This is a genomic window from Pseudomonas sp. TH41, assembly GCF_016650695.1.
In the GTDB taxonomy this organism is placed as follows: Bacteria; Pseudomonadota; Gammaproteobacteria; order Pseudomonadales; family Pseudomonadaceae; genus Aquipseudomonas.
Genome location: NZ_JAEKFH010000006.1, coordinates 464,751 through 481,488, shown reverse-complemented (window position 1 = coordinate 481,488; position 16,738 = coordinate 464,751). Strand labels below are relative to the sequence as shown.

General features: G+C 58.5%; 15 protein-coding genes. 8 read left to right on the top strand and 7 right to left on the bottom strand.

From position 1 onward, the window contains the following. Positions 1–2 precede the first annotated feature (2 nt). From JFU37_RS26105 to JFU37_RS26090, 4 genes are all read right to left on the bottom strand, one after another. Positions 3–1,016, bottom strand: coding sequence for an alpha/beta fold hydrolase (locus tag JFU37_RS26105; protein ID WP_201119916.1), 1,014 nt, complete (start codon positions 1,014–1,016; stop codon positions 3–5). A gap of 53 nt (positions 1,017–1,069) precedes the next feature. After that, positions 1,070–1,549 carry a MarR family winged helix-turn-helix transcriptional regulator gene (locus tag JFU37_RS26100; protein ID WP_201119915.1) on the bottom strand — a complete coding sequence of 160 codons (480 nt, stop codon included), beginning with the start codon at positions 1,547–1,549 and terminating at the stop codon, positions 1,070–1,072. 70 nt (positions 1,550–1,619) lie between these two features. Continuing rightward, entirely contained in the window at positions 1,620–2,816 is a 1,197-nt protein-coding gene (locus JFU37_RS26095) for a M20 aminoacylase family protein (protein WP_201119914.1), read from the bottom strand. Positions 2,817–2,962: 146 nt separating this feature from the next. Further along, a complete protein-coding gene (locus JFU37_RS26090; RefSeq protein ID WP_201119913.1) occupies positions 2,963–4,291 on the bottom strand; it encodes an OprD family outer membrane porin in 1,329 nt (442 codons plus the stop codon). Between the two features lie 424 nt (positions 4,292–4,715). On the opposite strand from JFU37_RS26090, the gene JFU37_RS26085 reads away from it, so the two are divergent. Genes JFU37_RS26085 through JFU37_RS26050 form a run of 8 tightly spaced genes read left to right on the top strand, consistent with a single transcriptional unit; the run spans position 4,716 to position 12,674 of the window. Next, positions 4,716–5,885 (top strand): branched-chain amino acid ABC transporter substrate-binding protein, encoded by a 1,170-nt coding sequence (locus tag JFU37_RS26085; RefSeq protein WP_201119912.1) that lies wholly within the window; start codon positions 4,716–4,718, stop codon positions 5,883–5,885. Positions 5,886–5,927: 42 nt separating this feature from the next. Further along, complete coding sequence (locus JFU37_RS26080; protein ID WP_201119911.1) at positions 5,928–6,890, top strand: branched-chain amino acid ABC transporter permease; 963 nt, start codon at positions 5,928–5,930, stop codon at positions 6,888–6,890. Positions 6,891–6,892: 2 nt separating this feature from the next. Continuing rightward, positions 6,893–8,050 (top strand): branched-chain amino acid ABC transporter permease, encoded by a 1,158-nt coding sequence (locus tag JFU37_RS26075; RefSeq protein ID WP_201119910.1) that lies wholly within the window; start codon positions 6,893–6,895, stop codon positions 8,048–8,050. Continuing rightward, the gene (locus tag JFU37_RS26070; RefSeq protein WP_201119909.1) at positions 8,047–8,820 is read left to right on the top strand and encodes an ABC transporter ATP-binding protein; all 774 of its coding nucleotides are present in this window, start codon (positions 8,047–8,049) and stop codon (positions 8,818–8,820) included. The genes JFU37_RS26075 and JFU37_RS26070 overlap by 4 nt, the downstream gene beginning before the upstream one ends. Before the next feature lie 4 nt (positions 8,821–8,824). Then, a complete protein-coding gene (locus JFU37_RS26065) occupies positions 8,825–9,532 on the top strand; it encodes an ABC transporter ATP-binding protein (RefSeq protein ID WP_201119908.1) in 708 nt (235 codons plus the stop codon). Positions 9,533–9,553: 21 nt separating this feature from the next. After that, positions 9,554–10,672, top strand: a complete 1,119-nt coding sequence (locus tag JFU37_RS26060; protein WP_201119907.1) for a M20 family metallopeptidase — start codon at positions 9,554–9,556, stop codon at positions 10,670–10,672. After that, positions 10,669–11,967, top strand: coding sequence for an amidase (locus tag JFU37_RS26055; protein ID WP_201119906.1), 1,299 nt, complete (start codon positions 10,669–10,671; stop codon positions 11,965–11,967). The genes JFU37_RS26060 and JFU37_RS26055 overlap by 4 nt, the downstream gene beginning before the upstream one ends. Positions 11,968–11,975: 8 nt before the next feature. Beyond that, positions 11,976–12,674, top strand: a complete 699-nt coding sequence (locus JFU37_RS26050) for a GntR family transcriptional regulator (protein ID WP_201119905.1) — start codon at positions 11,976–11,978, stop codon at positions 12,672–12,674. A 324-nt stretch (positions 12,675–12,998) separates the two neighbouring features. On the opposite strand, the gene JFU37_RS26045 is transcribed toward JFU37_RS26050, so the two are convergent. From JFU37_RS26045 to JFU37_RS26035, 3 genes are all read right to left on the bottom strand, one after another. Continuing rightward, complete coding sequence (locus JFU37_RS26045) at positions 12,999–14,513, bottom strand: amidase family protein (protein WP_201119904.1); 1,515 nt, start codon at positions 14,511–14,513, stop codon at positions 12,999–13,001. Positions 14,514–14,895: 382 nt separating this feature from the next. Beyond that, the gene (locus tag JFU37_RS26040) at positions 14,896–15,723 is read right to left on the bottom strand and encodes an aldo/keto reductase (protein WP_201119903.1); all 828 of its coding nucleotides are present in this window, start codon (positions 15,721–15,723) and stop codon (positions 14,896–14,898) included. Between the two features lie 197 nt (positions 15,724–15,920). After that, a complete protein-coding gene (locus tag JFU37_RS26035; protein ID WP_201119902.1) occupies positions 15,921–16,712 on the bottom strand; it encodes an AraC family transcriptional regulator in 792 nt (263 codons plus the stop codon). Positions 16,713–16,738 lie beyond the last annotated feature (26 nt).

The window sequence follows — 16,738 nt, the reverse complement described above, 5'->3', positions numbered from 1 at the left end:
CGTCAGTCTTGAAGCAACCGGCTGATTGCCGTGGAAATAAACGCGGCGTCTTCCACATTGGCAGTCGGCAGCCCGGCGCGGTGACCCCAGATTGATTGAATCGGCAGCAGTGTAGCGTTGGGCATTTGTTCCACTTCCAGGCGATTGTCTTCCACCTGGAAGTACAGATCGGTTGTGCCCGGCATGATCAACGCCTTTGCGGTAATCGCTTTCAGCGCCGCATGGAAATCGCCGTTGTACATGGTGTTGGCAGCAATGTTCGCGTGTTGCCAGGCCCACAGCTGCGCCAGCAGGTTGTTGGCGTCGCGTCTCAGGAAATTCGCTTCCCACGACATCACCAGAAAATCTTCGAGCGAGGAGAAACCGGCTTGGCGCCACACTTCCTCGCGATAAAACGTTTGCGACATTGCCATGGCGGCATAATTGCGGCCCATGGCACGCAGACCGCGCTCGGGACGCTGGACGAAGGCGCCGTTTTGAAAAGCGGGATCGGTCGTCAGGGTGGCGCGCACCCCTTCGATGAAGACTTGATTATGGGGTGAGGTTTTTGCCGCGCCACACAGAACGACGAGCCGCTGGACCATGGCGGGATACAGCGCTGCCCAGTGATAAGCCTGCACGCCGCCCATCGACCAGCCGCACGCCATGTGCAAGACCTCGATGCCAAAGTGTTGCGTCAGCATCTGGTGTTGAATTTTGACGCTGTCAGTGATCGTCATATTCGGCCAGCGGCTTCCGTTAAAGGGCTCACTGGCATTGCTGGGCGAGGACGAAAGCCCATTGCCGAACAGGTTCGGGATAATCACAAAGTACTTGTCGGTGTCCAGCGCCTTGCCGGGACCGACCATCCACTCGATGTCATAGTGATGCGCGGCAAAAGATGTCATGTAGAGAATGACATTCGATTTTGCGGCATTCAATTTGCCGTAAGTCTGATAGGCGAGTCTGGCATCCCTGAATGTGATGCCGGACTGTAAAACGACGTTCCCAGCATTGAAGACAAAATGGTCATTCATAACGGGTTCTCGGTGGAAAATTGAAATGTAAGGTGCAAGACCTGGCGCTAAATTCAGTCCATGCGCGCGCTCGGCGGACGCGTCCAGGCGCCACCCTCCTCGACATGTTCGGTCAGCTTGCGGATGCAGCGAAACAGCACTTCCTTCTCGTCCGGCGACAGAACGGACATCAACTGCTGGTCGAATTCCTTGCCGATCCGGTCGCTCTTCCTGACGACGGCCTGGCCTTCTTTTGTCACGTGCAGGTGGATGACGCGCGCATCTACGGTGCCAGTCGAGCGCGTCAACAAGCCGCGCTTGGCCAGCGCAGTGACCAGCTTCGAGACTAACGTCTGTTCAAGATACGTCAGCGCAATCAGCGGACCGAGGGAGATGCCCGGCTGCATGTCGACGAAACGCAGCACGCGAAGCTCGCGCAGGGTGACGCCGCATTCGGCTTCATAGAGGTCCGACGCGACGCCCTTGGCCATTTCGCTCAAGACATCAAGGTGAAAGTTTAGATGTTCCAGCCTTGGATATAGCGCCTTTGGCATGCTGCTCTCCCATTCAAACATTTGAGTTATCTGTAAATTTCAATAATTGAAATTCCGCCCGATCAGGCTTTTATTCTGCCTTGCCGAGCCAGGTGTCGACCAGCCGAACCCAATAGGTCGCTCCTATCGGCAGCAGCTCGTCATTGAAGTCATAACTGGGATTATGCAGATTGCAGGTCCCCAACCCATGTCCCGCATCGCGATGCGTGCCATCGCCATTGCCGATGAATACATAGCAGCCCGGCTTGGCCTGCAGCATAAATGCGAAGTCTTCCGAGCCCATGGTGGGTTCGGCGTGCGGGTCGACATTGTCCATGCCCACGATGGACTGCATCACTTCAACCGCCAGTGCCGTTTCTTTCGGGTGGTTCACCAGTGCTGGATAATTGCGCGTGAACCTGAATTCGATCTGCGCGTCGAACGCGGCGGCCGTATGCTCGGCAATCTCTTTCATGCGCCGCTCGATCAAGTCCAGCACCTCGACGGTGAAGGTACGCACCGTTCCAAGCAGGCTAGCCTCGTCGGGAATTACATTGGTCGCGCTGCCGGCGTGGATTTGCGTGACCGACAACACGGCGGAATCGATCGGGCTCACGTTGCGCGAAACGATGGTTTGCCAGCTCTGTGCTATTTGCACGGCGACCATGACCGGGTCAATGCTCTTGTGCGGTTGCGCGGCATGCGCGCCCTTCCCTTTGACAATCACTTCAAAGTGATTGCCTGATGCCATTGTCGGCCCGGTCCTCACGCCAAAGGTGCCGGCCGGATGTCCGGGCCAATTGTGCATGCCGAATACCGCGTCCATCGGGCATAGGGTAAACAACCCGTCGTCCATCATCCGCTTGGCGCCGGCACCGACCTCTTCCGCCGGCTGGAAAATGACATACACCGTGCCGTCGAAATTGCGGTGCTGCGACAGGTAATGCGCGGCGCCCAACAGCATCGTTGTGTGTCCGTCATGACCGCATGAGTGCATCTTGCCTTCATGCCGGGATGCGTGGGCAAACGTGTTGAGCTCCTGCATCGGCAGTGCATCCATGTCGGCACGCAAGCCAATTGCACGGGGGCTGTCGCCGTTCTTGATGACACCGACCACACCGGTTCCGCCCATGCCGCGCAATACCGGAATTCCCCATTTCGTCAGCTTCTGCGCCACCAGATCCGAGGTGCGCTGCTCCTCATAGCCGAGCTCGGGATGGGCATGGATATCGCGACGGATTTGCCGGAGTTCGCCATGGAACTGAGTAATCGAATCAATCAACTTCAAGATAGTTTCCTCATTGTCCAAAAAAGGCCCCGCATCAGTGCGAGGCCTCTTATTGCGCAAGCTGAAAATGTTGCGACCGCTACGCGTTCGAGCGCGGCCTGCGGCAGCACCGAGGTCCGCTGGACCTCCAACAATTTCAGGATTTATTACAGGAAGTTGTAGGTGTAGTTGAAGATCAGACGGGTCTGGTCTTGCGCAGGAATGTTGGTGTCGCCACGGTAAGTACCGTGACGCAGCGTCGTACCGAACCCTTTAAGCGCGCCAGTTTGAACTACATAATCCACACGCAAGTCGCGTTCCCACTCGGTCTGGTCTGGACCTACGCCGTTGGTAGCCTTGATGTCCTGACCACGCAAGTAGGAGGCCGAAGCTTTCAGGCCAGGTGCGCCGAGCGAAGCGAAGTCATAGGTGTATTGACCAAACGTAGTGTTCTCGCCTGCACGAACGAAACTGTTGACCACGCTATCTGTGAACAGATAGAAGCTAGGGCCGCCGTTGCCTTCGTTTCCACCATTGCCATCAACAACGTTGCCTTGGTTCAGGTAAACAAAACCGCCGTCGTCACTGACACGCTGATGGCCAACCAGGAAAGCGTTGGCACCCAGGGTGTAGGTGAACATCGCGCTCCAGGTGGTGTTGTCGACTTCACCCGGAGTTTTGGCGAAGCCGCCGTTGTTATTGAACATGTAGCCCGTCGTGCCATTCTTGCCGTCAGAGCTGCTGTCGAAATAACGCAGGTCAGTCTTGAAGGACTGGCCGTCAGCGATCGGCAACACATGAATCAGACCGAAGAAGGTCTGTTTGTAGTAGTCCTGCAATTCGGAGTGATAAGCCTGCAACGTCAGGTCTTTGGTGGCCTTCCAGTCAACGCCGCCGAAACGGAACTGGTTGCTGTCTTGGGTGCCGCCAGCGACGCTCAGACCAGTACTGTTGCTCGTTGCGCGACCTGCAGAGTGCTCGAGTTGACCGGCAACCAATGTGAAGTTATCGATGTCCTTAGAGGTGATGATGCCACCGTCGTAGGTCGCTGGCAGGAGACGGCTGTCGTTCGCCAACAGAATCGGGAGTTGCGGCGCCAAGGCACTCCCCACATGCATTTCAGTCTTGGAGATGCGGGCCTTGACGTTTGCCCCTGCACGACTCCACTCATCTACCGCCGAACCGTCGCTGTCGCTTGGGAAAAAGCTGTTGTTATCTGGATGGTGGCCTTTGCCGCCGTCCAGGTGAATGCCGACTAATGCCTGAGCGTCGATACCAAAACCGACGAGACCCTGTGTGAAACCGGAGGTGTAATCGAATTTCAGGCCTTCGGCGGTTTCTTCTTGATCGTTTGCAGTGCCTTCGCGGGTATCAGCCCTGTAGTAAAAGGTACGTGAACTGACGGAAGCCTTGCTGTCTTCGATGAAACCGGCAGCACCGGCTTGCTGGGCCAACACCCCAACGGCCACGGCAAGCGCCAAGCTGGATTTGTACATGATCTGCTCCTCAGGTTTTCTGGTCTTGTGTTCAGCTACTTTTTATATGCAACTTGCAATTATTGATAATTACTTATTAATCAAGGCACGAAGTGTGCCAACGGATGGAGCCCACACATATGGCCCACTGCGCGTGCTGGCTCAAACCGTAATAACGTCAATGAACAGGGCGCCGTAGACCAAAAAGGGCAGGCAAGCGCGAAGATTAAACCCGGGCATTCGGCGCACCAGTTGAGTGCGCACACATTGAAATTGCACCGAAATCGCCCCCCATTCTCCTTTGGCGTCCCATGATTCCTGTCCGCCAGGACCCGATTGCGTTCATGGCACCGTTGTTGCTTCTGCCGAAATACCATCATGTATACAAGATGGTATTTTATTACCGTGCCCGACATTCGCCGGCAGGATCACCTTAGGAGACGTCATGAGTAACAAGATCAAAGTGGTTGTGCTGCCCGCTCTCTTTTCTGCCTGCCTGCTCGCCGCGCCATTCGCGCTGGCCAAGGAGGTGGTGAAAATAGCTTTCGTCGGTCCCTTGACCGGCGGCACCTCGCCCATCGGCCTGGGTGGTCGTAATTCCAGCGACCTGGCAATCAAGCAACACAACGCCAAGGCCGACAGCCCTTATGAGTACGAACTGGTATCGCTGGACGATGAGTGCAAGCCCAACGTCGGCGTGCAGATCGCAACCAAGATCGCATCGGACAAGGAAATCATCGGTGGCATCACCCACTACTGCTCGGCCGTGGCCATGAGTGCCGTCGACGTCTATCACAAGTTCAGCCTGCCAGTGGTGGTCTGGGGTGCGGTACTGCCGGACATCACCTACGCCAATGACTTCAAGGAAGTACATCGGGTCAACGGCACGATGATCAACCAGAACCAGGAGGCCGCGAAGTTCATGGTCGACCACGGCTACAAGACCTTCGCGGTAATTCACGACACCACCGATTACGGTAAAGGCCATAACCAGTACTTCAGCCAGGCGCTGGAAAAAGCCGGCGGCAAGATCGTCGGTACATTCGGAGTCACCGCCGATCAGCAGGACTTCACCGCCGAACTTACCCAGATCAAACAACTCAAGCCGCAGGTCATCTACTTCGGTGGTCTGACCCCGATCGGCATCCGTATCCGTTCGCAGATGGAAAAACTTGGGATCGACGCCCAGCTCGAAGGCACCTCGGGGATCAAGTCCGATTCCTACATCGAAGGTGTCGGCGCCCCTATTGCCGAAGGTTCGCTGTCGTTCATCGAAGGCGCTCCGTGGGAGAAACTGGCTGCCGGCCCTGCGTTCTTCGCCGCCTATGGCGAGCAAAAATACGCGCAGCCCGCCGAAGCCTATGGCCCGTTCGCCTACGTGGCGACCAACTTGTTGATGGACGCCATCGACAAGGTCGGCCCGAACCGACGCAAAGTGCGTGACGAGCTGAACCACACCAAGGACGCCAGCACCATGATCGGCCCGGTGACCTTCGATGACCACCGGCAGAACATCGTGCCGCTGATCACTTCCTATGTGGTGCAGGACGGCAAATGGGTGCCGTGGCAGGACAGCGAATACGCCAGCGGCAAACGCACCCTCAAAGATCTGTAACCGGCGCCTTGCATGATCCGGCTCCGACACCGTGTCGGAGCCATGACCCTTTACGATCCGGACCTTCCAATGAATCTGGAAATACTCAGTCAATACCTGATCAACGGGCTGATGCTCGGAATGATCTACGCGATGGTCGCGGTGGGCTTCACCCTGTTTTTCGGGGTGCTCGATGTGATCAAATTTTCCCATGGCGATGTGTTGATGGTCGGTGGGTTCGCCGGGCTCAGTGCGTTCACTGCGGCACAGTCGTTCGGCATCGCCAATCCCTGGCTACAACTGTTGATCATGCTGGTGGCGGCTTTGGCAGTGACGGCTGCATTGGGCGCGCTGGTCGCACGTTTTCTGATCCTGCCGCTGCGCGATGCCCCTCCGATCAACCTGTTGCTGATCACCCTGATGCTCGGTCTGGTGCTACGTGAGTGCATCCGTCTGTTCTACCCGGACGGCTCCAACTCCAAGCCCTTTCCGCAACTGCTACCGTCCGACACTTGGCATCTTGGCAACCTGGCAGTACGTGCCGATAGCGCGATTCTGTTGTTGGCCGGTGCCTTGACCATCGTTGGCGTCCATCAGTTGATCAACCGCAGCAAGCTGGGTCTGGCCATCAGAGCCGTGGCTCAGGATGGCGAAACGGCGCGGGTCATGGGTATCAACTTCGAACGCATCGTGCTGGTGACCTTTGCTCTGGGCTCGGCCCTGGCAGCCATGGCCGGGATGATGAACGGCCTGTATTACAACGAAATCAACTTCAACGTCGGTCTGCTACTGGGCGTGATCGGCTTCTGCGCGGCGATCCTGGGCGGCCTCGGCAACTTCTATGGTGCGATCCTCGGTGGTTTTCTGTTCGCCGCCCTGCAGACCTTCGGCGCAGTGGCTCTGCCGCACTTCATTCCTGGTTTCCAGGGTGCCTACAAAGATGTGTTCGCCTTTTTAGTGGTGATCGTCCTGTTGGCCTGGAAGCCCACCGGCCTGATCGCCGAACGCAGCAGTGAGCGAGTCTGAGCATGATCAAATTTCTGTCCAATACTTCACGACCGTTACTCATCGCGGTCTTAGCCCTGAGTTTTCTCGCAGGCTGGGCCTTGCTGCATGCCGAAAGCCAGCTTGAGATTCTTGTATTGGGAATCGTCGTAGCGGTACTGCTCGGTGTCTCCCGACGCCTGGGCATCGCACGCCCGCTGGGCCTCAGCGCCGGACGTTATCCACGGCTGCTGGGCATGGGCTGCATCGTCGGTGTGCTGGTCTTGCTCGCGGTGTTTCATGAAGATCACTTCGCGCTGCTGCTGCTTGCCACGGTATTGATCTATAGCGTGGCCTGTCTGGGCCTCAACGTGCAGTTCGGTTACGCAGGGATCGTCAACTTCGCCGGCGCGGCGTTCTTCGGCATCGGCAGCTACACCGCCGCCATGCTGGCCCTGCACAGTGGCGTGCCGGACCTGCTGGCGATACTGATCGCCGGGCTGCTGGCGGCGGCGCTGGGCTCGCTGCTGATCCTTCCGGTATTGCGCACCCGCGGTCACTACGCAGCGTTGGTGACCATCGCGTTCGGCATCCTGTTTCGCACTTTCATGGAGGTTAATGACACCTTCGGTGGTCCGCAGGGTGTGCGCATTCCCAGCATGACCCTGTTCGGCCGGGATCTGGGCGAGAGCCTGGAATGGGGTGACAGCGAGATATCGTTCTACGCCAACTTCGTGATTCTGGCGCTAGTCCTGTGCAGCCTGGCCTTCTGGCTGGTGCGCCGTCTGGAACGCTCCTGGCTGGGCGTGTCCATGGACATGGTGCGCACCGATGAAGTCTCGGCCTCGGCATTCGGCATCCGCATCGCCCGCACCAAGGTCATGGCCTTTGTGTTCGGCAATTTCCTGATCGGTGTCGCAGGTGCCAGCTACGGTCTGATGACCGGTTACGTGGCCCCCAACAACTTCACATTCGGCGACTCGCTGATCCTCGTGTCGATTGTGATACTCGGTGGCATCGGCAACCCGTGGGGGATCATTCCAGCAGTGGCCATCGTGATGATCCTGCCGGAGAAACTGCAGTCGATTCAGGAGTATCGCTTCCTGCTGTACGGCCTGCTGGTGATCGCGATTCTGCTGTTTCGTCCTCAGGGGCTGCTGCCTCGTCAGGTACGCAAATTCTTTCCGGGACGTGAATCATGAAACCACTGTTGCAGACACGCGGCCTGACCATGCGCTTCGGCGGCCTGACCGCCCTGGACGGCCTGGACCTGGAGATCGCACCACAGGAAATCCTCGCGTTGCTGGGCCCCAATGGCTCCGGCAAGACCACCTGTTTCAACGTGATCACCGGTCTGTACAAGGCCAGCGCGGGCAGCGTCAGCTTCGGCGGCGATGACCTCAGCGGCCGCTCGCCACAGACCATCTATGGTCATGGCATCACCCGTACCTTCCAGCGCCTGCGCCTGTCGTTGCCGCTGACGGTGTTCGACAATGTGGTCATCGGCAACACCCGCAACCTCGATGAAAGCCTGTGCTTCAACTTGTTCCGTCGACAGGCCTTCAAGCGCCAGCACGGCGAAATGGTCGAGCGCGTGCATCAGCTGCTGAAGACCTTCAACGCCGCGCTGGCCGACAAGCTTTGGCAGCCTGCGGTAAACCTGAGCATGCTGGACCGGCGCCGGGTAGAAATCTGTCGCGCGCTGATCAGCGAGCCGCGCCTGCTATTGCTCGACGAGCCGTCGGCGGGCATGACCCATGAGGAAACAAACGAGTTGATGGACGACATTCTCAAGGTCCGGCAGAGCGTCGCCCCGTTCGCCATCGCCTTGATCGAGCATGAAATGGACCTGATCCAGCGTATTTCCGAACGCTGCGTGGTGCTCAACTACGGCAAGAAAATCGCTGAAGGCACCTACGCCGAAATCATCGCCGACCCAGAGGTCCAGGTCGCGTACCTGGGCAAGGAGTGAGTCAATGCCCCTATTGAGCGTTCAACGCATTGCCACGGCCTATGACCGCATCGACGTCATCCATGACCTGTCCCTGGAGCTGGAAGAAGGCCGTATCACCTGCATCCTCGGCGCCAATGGCGCGGGCAAGAGCACGCTGATCCGATCGATTCTCGGCCTCACACCGCCCAATCGCGGCGACATTACCTTCAATGGCAGGTCGCTGCTGGGCCTTCCGACACACCGCATCATCGCCAAGGGCATCGCCTGCATTCCCGAAGGGCGCAAGATTTTCCCGAAGATGAGCGTGGCGGAAAACCTGCGCGTGGGTGCCTATCAGGTGAGCGATGCGGCGGAAATCGCCAGGCGTGCCGACGAAGTGTACGAGCTGTTTCCGCGCCTGAAAGAGCGTCGCGAGCAACTGGCAGGCACTATGTCCGGTGGCGAACAGGCCATGGTTTCCATAGGTCGTGGGCTGATGGCCAAACCCAGCCTGCTGATCATCGACGAACCCTCCCTGGGTCTGTCCCCGCTGTATGTCAAAGAGAACTTCAGGATCATCGCCGACATCTGCCAATTGGGCATCAGCGTTCTGCTGGTCGAGCAGAACGTGCATCAGACCCTGGCGATTTCCCACTACGGCTTCGTGCTTTCCCAGGGACGCATGGTGGCCCAGGGCGACGCCCGCAGCCTCAGCGAAGACAAAGAAGTCCAGGCCGCCTACTTCGGCTAATCCTTATTTGGAGCATCACTCATGACCTCGCAATTTAACGCTGTAGAAATGACCCAGGCGCTGGTGCGGATGAACACCATCAACACGCCGGGCGATGAATCGAGCTGCACCCGCTACCTGGCCGAGTTGCTGGAACCCCATGGCTTCACCTGTACCCTGACAGAACTGTCCCCCGGCCGGGCCAGCCTGATCGCCAGCCTCGGCGACCCGGGCAAGGGCTTGCCCTTGGCGTTCACCGGCCATGTGGACGTGGTGCCCTTGGGCGATGCGCCCTGGACTCAGGCCCCGTTCGGCGGCGATATCGTCAATGGCAAACTCTACGGACGCGGCAGCAGTGACATGAAGGCCGGGGTCGCCGCGTTCGTCTGCGCCGCCCTTGACTGCAGCGAACAAATCTCGGGGACTGCCGGCGTCACCCTGATCATTACCGCAGGCGAAGAGACCGGCTGCGAAGGCGCATTTCACATGGCTTCCCAGCCAGGCCTGCTCAAGCCGGCGGGTGCGTTGCTGGTGGCTGAGCCGAGCTACAACAATCCGCTGGCCGGTCACAAGGGCGCGCTGTGGTTGAAAGCCAAGGCCAAGGGCATCACCGCCCATGGCTCGATGCCTCAACATGGCGACAACGCGGTGTACAAAATCGCCCGTGCCGCGCTGTCCCTGCAAGCCTTCGATTTCCATTGCCCGGCCCATCCGGAAATGGGCAGCCCAACCCTGAACGTCGGCTTGATCAGCGGCGGGCTCAACGTCAATTCGGTGCCGGATGCCGCCGAGCTGACCATCGACATCCGCAGCGTCGCCGGGCAATCCCATGCCGCCGTGCAGCAGGCAGTACAGGAAGCCGTCGGCGACGACATCGCACTGGAAATCATGATCGACCTGCCGCCGGTCTACACCCCGCCCGAATCACCTTGGGTACAGCGAGTCATGCAACTGTGCGACAGTACCCAGACGCCGGGGACGGTCACCTACTTCACCGATGCCGCCGCCCTCCTCGCGCCACTGGGCAATCCGCCGACACTGATTCTCGGCCCCGGCGAAACCCATCTGGCGCACCAGACCGATGAATACTGCGAGGTCAGCCGCATCGAAGAGGCTCACGACCTGTATCGCCGGATGATCCTCGATTGGTGCCAGGCATGAACGTGAATCGTATGGATGACCCAACGCAACTGACCGCCAGCGAAGCCGCGACACTGCTGCGACAGCGGACCTTGAGTGCCGAGCATCTGATGATGGCCTTCCTCGAACGCATCGCCGAGCGCGAGCCAGAGGTGCTTGCCTGGCGCAGCTACAATGCCCACGCCGCGCTGGCGCAGGCCCGAGCCCTGGATCGTGGTCCGTTGCGCGGACCACTACACGGCCTGCCACTTGGGGTCAAAGACCTGTTCGACACTCGGGATTTCCCTTCCGGCTATGGCTCGCCGATCTACCAACACCATCAGCCCATCAACGATGCCGCTGCCGTCGCTCTGTGTCGCGAAGCCGGAGCGATCGTGCTGGGCAAGACCGTCACTACGGAATTCGCCACCTTTACTCCGGGACCGACGCGCAATCCGCATAATCCGCTGCACACACCCGGTGGATCGTCCAGTGGTTCGGCTGCCGCCGTGGCCGCGCGCATGGTGCCACTGGCGCTGGGCACGCAAACCGCCGCCTCAATCATTCGCCCTGCAGCCTACTGTGGAGTCGTCGGCTTCAAGCCCGGCTTCGGTCTCATTCCCCGCGCCGGGGTTAAAAGCCTCAGCGAGTCCCTGGACACGGTCGGTGGCTTCGGGCGCAGCGTGGCGGATGTCGCACTGCTCACTTCAGTGATGGCGGATGCTGCGCAATGGCGACAGTTGCACCTGGACAGCAAACCACGCATCGGCCTGTGCCGCACAGCGTATTGGGACGCGGCGAGCCCGGCAGCACGCCAGGCACTCGAAGACACCCGACAACGCCTGATCAAGGCCGGTGTTCAGGTCGTCGACGTGCGCCTGCCGGACACCTTCGACCAGCTCGCCAAGGTGCACGACGACATCATGTGCGCCGAGGCATTCAAGGCGCTGGCCGACGAGCGCGTGAATCATCCTGAGTTGCTCAGTGAAAGTCTGCGGCAGATGCTGGTGCGTGGCGAAGAGGTCGACTACCCTCAAAACCGTTACAATCACGCCCTTGTCGCGTCTGCCCGCGCGCAACTTTGCCAAGTGTTCTCCGACTGTGATCTATTAATGACGCCCAGCGCCTGTGGCGAAGCCGACATCGGGCTGCAGCGTACCGGTGACCCGCTGTTTTCACGAACCTGGAGCGTGCTCGGCCTGCCCAGCCTGCATCTGCCTACCGGCTTCGGTCCCATGGGGCTGCCCGTGGGCGTGCAGTTCATCGGGCCTGCCTCCAGTGATACCCAAACCCTGGTCTTTTGCCATTGGGTGGAACACCAGTTGAATCGTCAATAGGATTGAACATGCAACTTGCTTCCCAAGCCACCGGCAAAGAACGCCGGGAAGGTCTCGCCGAACGGATCTATGCCCAGCTCAAGCAGGACATCTTCGAGTTTCGCCTGTTGCCCGGGGACCGTTTCAGCGAAGGGGAAATAGCCACACGCATGAACGCCAGCCGCACACCTGTGCGGCAGGCGTTGTTTCGTCTGGAGCAGGAGAATTATCTGGAGGTGCACTTTCGGGCTGGCTGGCAGGTCCGTCCGTTCGACTTCACCTATTTCGAAGATCTCTATGACGTGCGCATCGTACTGGAGCAGACGGCGGTCAAGCGCCTGTGTGAAAGCATCGCTCCCGGCCAGCAGGAGGCGCTCCAGGAGCTGTTGGCCATCTGGAGCATTGAACCTGACCAGCGTTGCTATGACGCCCACCAACTGATCCAGATGGACGAGCACTTCCACCAGAAACTGCTGACCTTGGCAGGCAATGCACAGATGACCCGGATTCACGAAGAGATCGGCGACAAGATCCGAGTGATCCGCCGTCTGGATTTCACCCAGCCATCGCGCATCGATACCACCTACGCGGAGCATACGCAGATCCTTTACGCGACACTGCACCGCCGCTCGGAAGAGGCGCAGCGCCTGCTCAAGGCGCACATCGAGGTCAGCAAGGCCGAGGTCCGCAAAATCACTCTGCACATGGTGCATAGCGCGCGAAATTGACGATGCATTCCATACAAAAAACGCTCAATCCAGACGACATGAAAACACGCTGAAGACGGTTGTAGGAGCGAGCTTGCTCGCGATGGTCGCCAACGATTACGAGTGTTTGCTGGATAACACGCGGTGCTATGGAATCCATCGCGAGCAAGCTCGCTCCTACAACAGCATTGCGACTTGTTCGGAGCGTTTGCTTTTGTGCAGATAGCAGATGAAGAAAAGACCTTTTCGCCTATCAACTATTTCAATTGGCCACGCACCGGCTCGGCAACACTCTGCCGAGCCGGTGCATACAGGTGGATCAGCCTGGCAAAAGCCTTGCGTTACTCAACGCATTGCCAGTGGCGGCGTCGATGCCGGAAGCTTGCGGGCCTTGGCCGCCTGCTCGAAACTGTAGGCATAGCCGATGAGTTTAGGCTCGCTCCAAGGACGCCCAATCAGCTCCATGCCGACTGGGACGCCCATCGGCGCATCGGCCGTAGGCGTAGAAAATCCGGCAGGAACCGCGATTGACGGAAACCCGGTGAGCGCGGTCAGGATGCCGTTGCGATCAGTCTGGTTAAATTCGCCAATCGGCACCGGCAATCGTTTCTGGTGCGGGTAGACCATCGCATCGAGATGATTTTCTGCCATCAGGTTGGCAAGGCTGACCTTCAGAGCGTCAATCTTGACCATTCGGTCCTTGTAATCCGGATCCGCCAGCCCGTTTTCATAACTCTGAGCCGACAGCAGGAACTTATTCAGGGATTGATGCGGCTTGCCGGAAGCAATGATGTCGTCCAGCGAATGCGCAGGTGTGGCCGTGCCGAGCGCCTTCAGGTAAGTATTGATGACGCCTTTATATTCATACTTCTGCACGTCCAGCTCGGCGTTCAGTTTGTCGCTGTCCATCTCCGGAGCACCCACCGGAACGATGACCGCGCCCTGCTTCTTCAGGACCTCGATGGCGTTGGTCATGACGCGGTTGACTTCCTGATTCTCCGGCTTGGTGCCGAACATGGTTTGCAGCACACCGATCCGCACGCCTTTCAGCGCAGTCTTGTTGAGCGATGCCGTGTAGGTTTTCGGGGTCTTGCCGACACCGAGCGCTGTCAACGGATCGGCCGGATCGTAACCCGCCATCGAGTCCAGCATCACGGCGGCGTCGGCCACGGAGCGGGTCAACGGGCCTGCGTCGTCCATGGTGAATGAGACCGGCAGGATCCCAGCCCGGCTGATCAGGCCATGAGTCGGCCGGATTCCGACCAGGCTATTGGCGGAAGCGGGCGAGCGAATCGAATTGACGGTATCCGATCCGGTTCCAACCGTAGCGAAGTTGGCAGCCAGCGCAACGCCAGTGCCGCCGGAAGAGCCGCCTGGCGTCAACAGCAGGTCATAAGGATTCTTCACCTGGCCGCCGAGCGAGCTGATCGATACTCCGCCAAGAGCGAACTCTTGCATATTGGTTTTAGCGAGAACCAAGGCGCCGTTTTTGCGCAAGCGGCTCAGCGCGAAGGCATCTTGCGTGGGTTGGGCGCCGGCCAGAGAAGCCGAACCGCCAGTGGTCGGCATATCAGCGGTGTTGTAATTGTCTTTCAGTACCGTCGGAATGCAATGCAGCGGTGCCATTTCGCCGGTCTGCTTGAATTGCTGATCCAGGGCATCAGCTTGTTCCAGCGCCTTGGGGTTCAGATAAAGAATCGCATTCAGCGCAGGGCCTTGTTTGTCATAGGCCTTGATGCGATCAAGGTACTGCTGCACCAATCCGCGGCAGGTGAGACTACCTGCCTGCATCGCCTTGTGGATGTCCCCAATCGAGGCATCCATGACATTGAACTGCGCGCCTGCAGCATTGGCCGACAATGGAAGTAGTCCAGCCAGCAATACCGGCAAAGCCTTGTTTGTGTAATCCCGCATTTTTTGAATGACCCTATCAGTTTGTGATCTACATTGTTTTTAAAGATGCTCATTTTTGCATTTTGAATTTTGCATACAACGTGCCAGCTCGGGCCAAAAATGTAGTGTTTGCCCTATGTAGCGTCAGGTATAGCGAGGTGATGCAAGAGGCGGGTGCAGCGAGGTGTCTTCCGAGGTCTGCGAAATGCACCAGTTTCGGGCGCACTGCACATTTTTAGTTTCCGAAATGGTGCGCACTTCGAAGGATGTTTTCTTATCGTTACGACAGCAGCTGCTGCCCAGTGCTGACATGAACACGCCATGCCAGCACAGTGATGCAGTGAGATGATCAGGCGCGCTCGAGAGGATCCGGCCCAACGCGCAGTCCACTGTCCAGCTTGGCAATCGCCGCCATATCCTCCGCATCCAGGTTGAAGTCGAAGACCTTGTAGTTCTCGCGAATCCGCGCCGGGGTGACCGACTTTGGAATCGCGATCAGACCAAGTTCCAAATGCCAGCGAATGATCACCTGCGCGGCGGTGCGACCGTGCTTGGCAGCAATCTCGCAAATCACCGGATTATTGAGCACTTGGCCTTGACCCAGCGGACTCCAGGACTGCGTGCGGATGTTGAGCTGGTTGTGAGAATGGCGCAGATCACCCTGCTGGAAGAAAGGATGCAGTTCGATCTGGTTGAGGACGGGCACGACGCCTGTTTCATCGATAAGGCGTTGCAGGTGGTCGAGGTTGAAGTTCGAAACACCAATGGAGCGCACCTTGCCCTGCTCCTTGGCTCGGATAAGTGCTTTCCAGGTGTCCACGAACAAGTCCCGTGAAGGCGCCGGCCAGTGGATGAGCAACAGATCCACATAATCCAGCCTCAAGCGCTTCAGGCTTTCGTCGAATGCCTTGGTCGCCGCATCAAAACCCTGGTTGGCGTTCCAGACCTTGGTGGTGACGAACACCTCGGCGCGGTCTACCCCAGAATCGCGGATACCTGCGCCCACGCCTTCCTCGTTGTCGTAGACCGCAGCCGTGTCAACATGGCGGTATCCGGACTGCAGCGCATGACTCACCGCAGCGCGAGCCTCCTCCGGGCTGGCCAGCCAGACGCCCAACCCGAGCTGAGGAATCCGGTTTCCATCGGAGAGTTTGATCATTGGTTGTTCGTGACTCATAGACACCCTCAGAAAAACAACAAACATTGAATTTTCTAAATGGTACACGGGCGTTACATGAGTTTTCGTTTAGCTTTACTTCACGAAACGTTGAGCCATGCTCAACGTTATATGAACGGTTATGTGGGTACTTCCCGCATGGGCGCATGCGAGACGCATTGGGTAACGAGCAACCGTGAACGCGCGAGTGCTTCAGGCTACCGCTGGAAAAAATCCCCCGGCGTCACGCCGAAGTGTTGCCGGAATGCAGCTATGAAGGCAGAAGTGGAGTCGTAGCCGCAGCCAAGGGCGACCTGGGTCACGCGCTGTCCCTGTTCCAAGGCTTCCAGTGACCCGAGCAAACGCAGGCGTTGACGCCAAGAGCGGAAGGTCAGGCCAGTTTCGCGCAGAAACAGCCGCCTCAGCGTCTTCTCCGAGGCGCCCAGGTCCTGACTCCATTCCAGAAGCGTACGGGAATCATCGGGTGCTTCCTGCAAGCTCCGGCACAATCGGAGAAGTCGCGGGTCACTGGGAAGGGGCAACGACAGGCTGACCTCACGGGCCACCAGCAACTGGTCAAACAGCACTTGAGCCAAGCGACCGTCCGCACCTTTCTCGTCATATTCCACTGGCAGCTCACAGAAACGCCGAATCAGCTCCCGCGTGAGCGTATCAATCTCGATGACCCGGCAACCGCACAGTCCACAACTCGAGGTGACGTCATTCAGGTAAAGGCTGCGCATCTCGGTATGAGGAGAACTGAACACTTCGTGCTCCGTCCCTGCCGATATCCAGATCGCGCGCTGCGGGGGCGCCACGAAATTGCCTTCAGCGGTGTGCACATGCAACACGCCTCGGATGGCATATGAAAGCTGCACCCAGGCATGGGCGTGGCGCGGTGTACCCACCGCGCCAACCAGCGACTCATTGCGGGCAAACAAGGGGCGGGGCAATTGTTGCAGTTGTGGAATCTGGCGCTCGCGCCATTGATTTTGACCGTTTGTAAGCATTTTTTGCCCCTATTGCGTTAGTCGGC

Coding starts and splice junctions, on each gene's coding strand:
- JFU37_RS26105 (WP_201119916.1), bottom strand. CDS start 1,016: ATGAATGACCATTTTGTCTTCAATGCTGGGAACGTCGTTTTACAGTCC.
- JFU37_RS26100 (WP_201119915.1), bottom strand. CDS start 1,549: ATGCCAAAGGCGCTATATCCAAGGCTGGAACATCTAAACTTTCACCTT.
- JFU37_RS26090 (WP_201119913.1), bottom strand. CDS start 4,291: ATGTACAAATCCAGCTTGGCGCTTGCCGTGGCCGTTGGGGTGTTGGCC.
- JFU37_RS26085 (WP_201119912.1), top strand. CDS start 4,716: ATGAGTAACAAGATCAAAGTGGTTGTGCTGCCCGCTCTCTTTTCTGCC.
- JFU37_RS26080 (WP_201119911.1), top strand. CDS start 5,928: ATGACCCTTTACGATCCGGACCTTCCAATGAATCTGGAAATACTCAGT.
- JFU37_RS26075 (WP_201119910.1), top strand. CDS start 6,893: ATGATCAAATTTCTGTCCAATACTTCACGACCGTTACTCATCGCGGTC.
- JFU37_RS26070 (WP_201119909.1), top strand. CDS start 8,047: ATGAAACCACTGTTGCAGACACGCGGCCTGACCATGCGCTTCGGCGGC.
- JFU37_RS26065 (WP_201119908.1), top strand. CDS start 8,825: ATGCCCCTATTGAGCGTTCAACGCATTGCCACGGCCTATGACCGCATC.
- JFU37_RS26060 (WP_201119907.1), top strand. CDS start 9,554: ATGACCTCGCAATTTAACGCTGTAGAAATGACCCAGGCGCTGGTGCGG.
- JFU37_RS26055 (WP_201119906.1), top strand. CDS start 10,669: ATGAACGTGAATCGTATGGATGACCCAACGCAACTGACCGCCAGCGAA.
- JFU37_RS26050 (WP_201119905.1), top strand. CDS start 11,976: ATGCAACTTGCTTCCCAAGCCACCGGCAAAGAACGCCGGGAAGGTCTC.
- JFU37_RS26040 (WP_201119903.1), bottom strand. CDS start 15,723: ATGAGTCACGAACAACCAATGATCAAACTCTCCGATGGAAACCGGATT.
- JFU37_RS26035 (WP_201119902.1), bottom strand. CDS start 16,712: ATGCTTACAAACGGTCAAAATCAATGGCGCGAGCGCCAGATTCCACAA.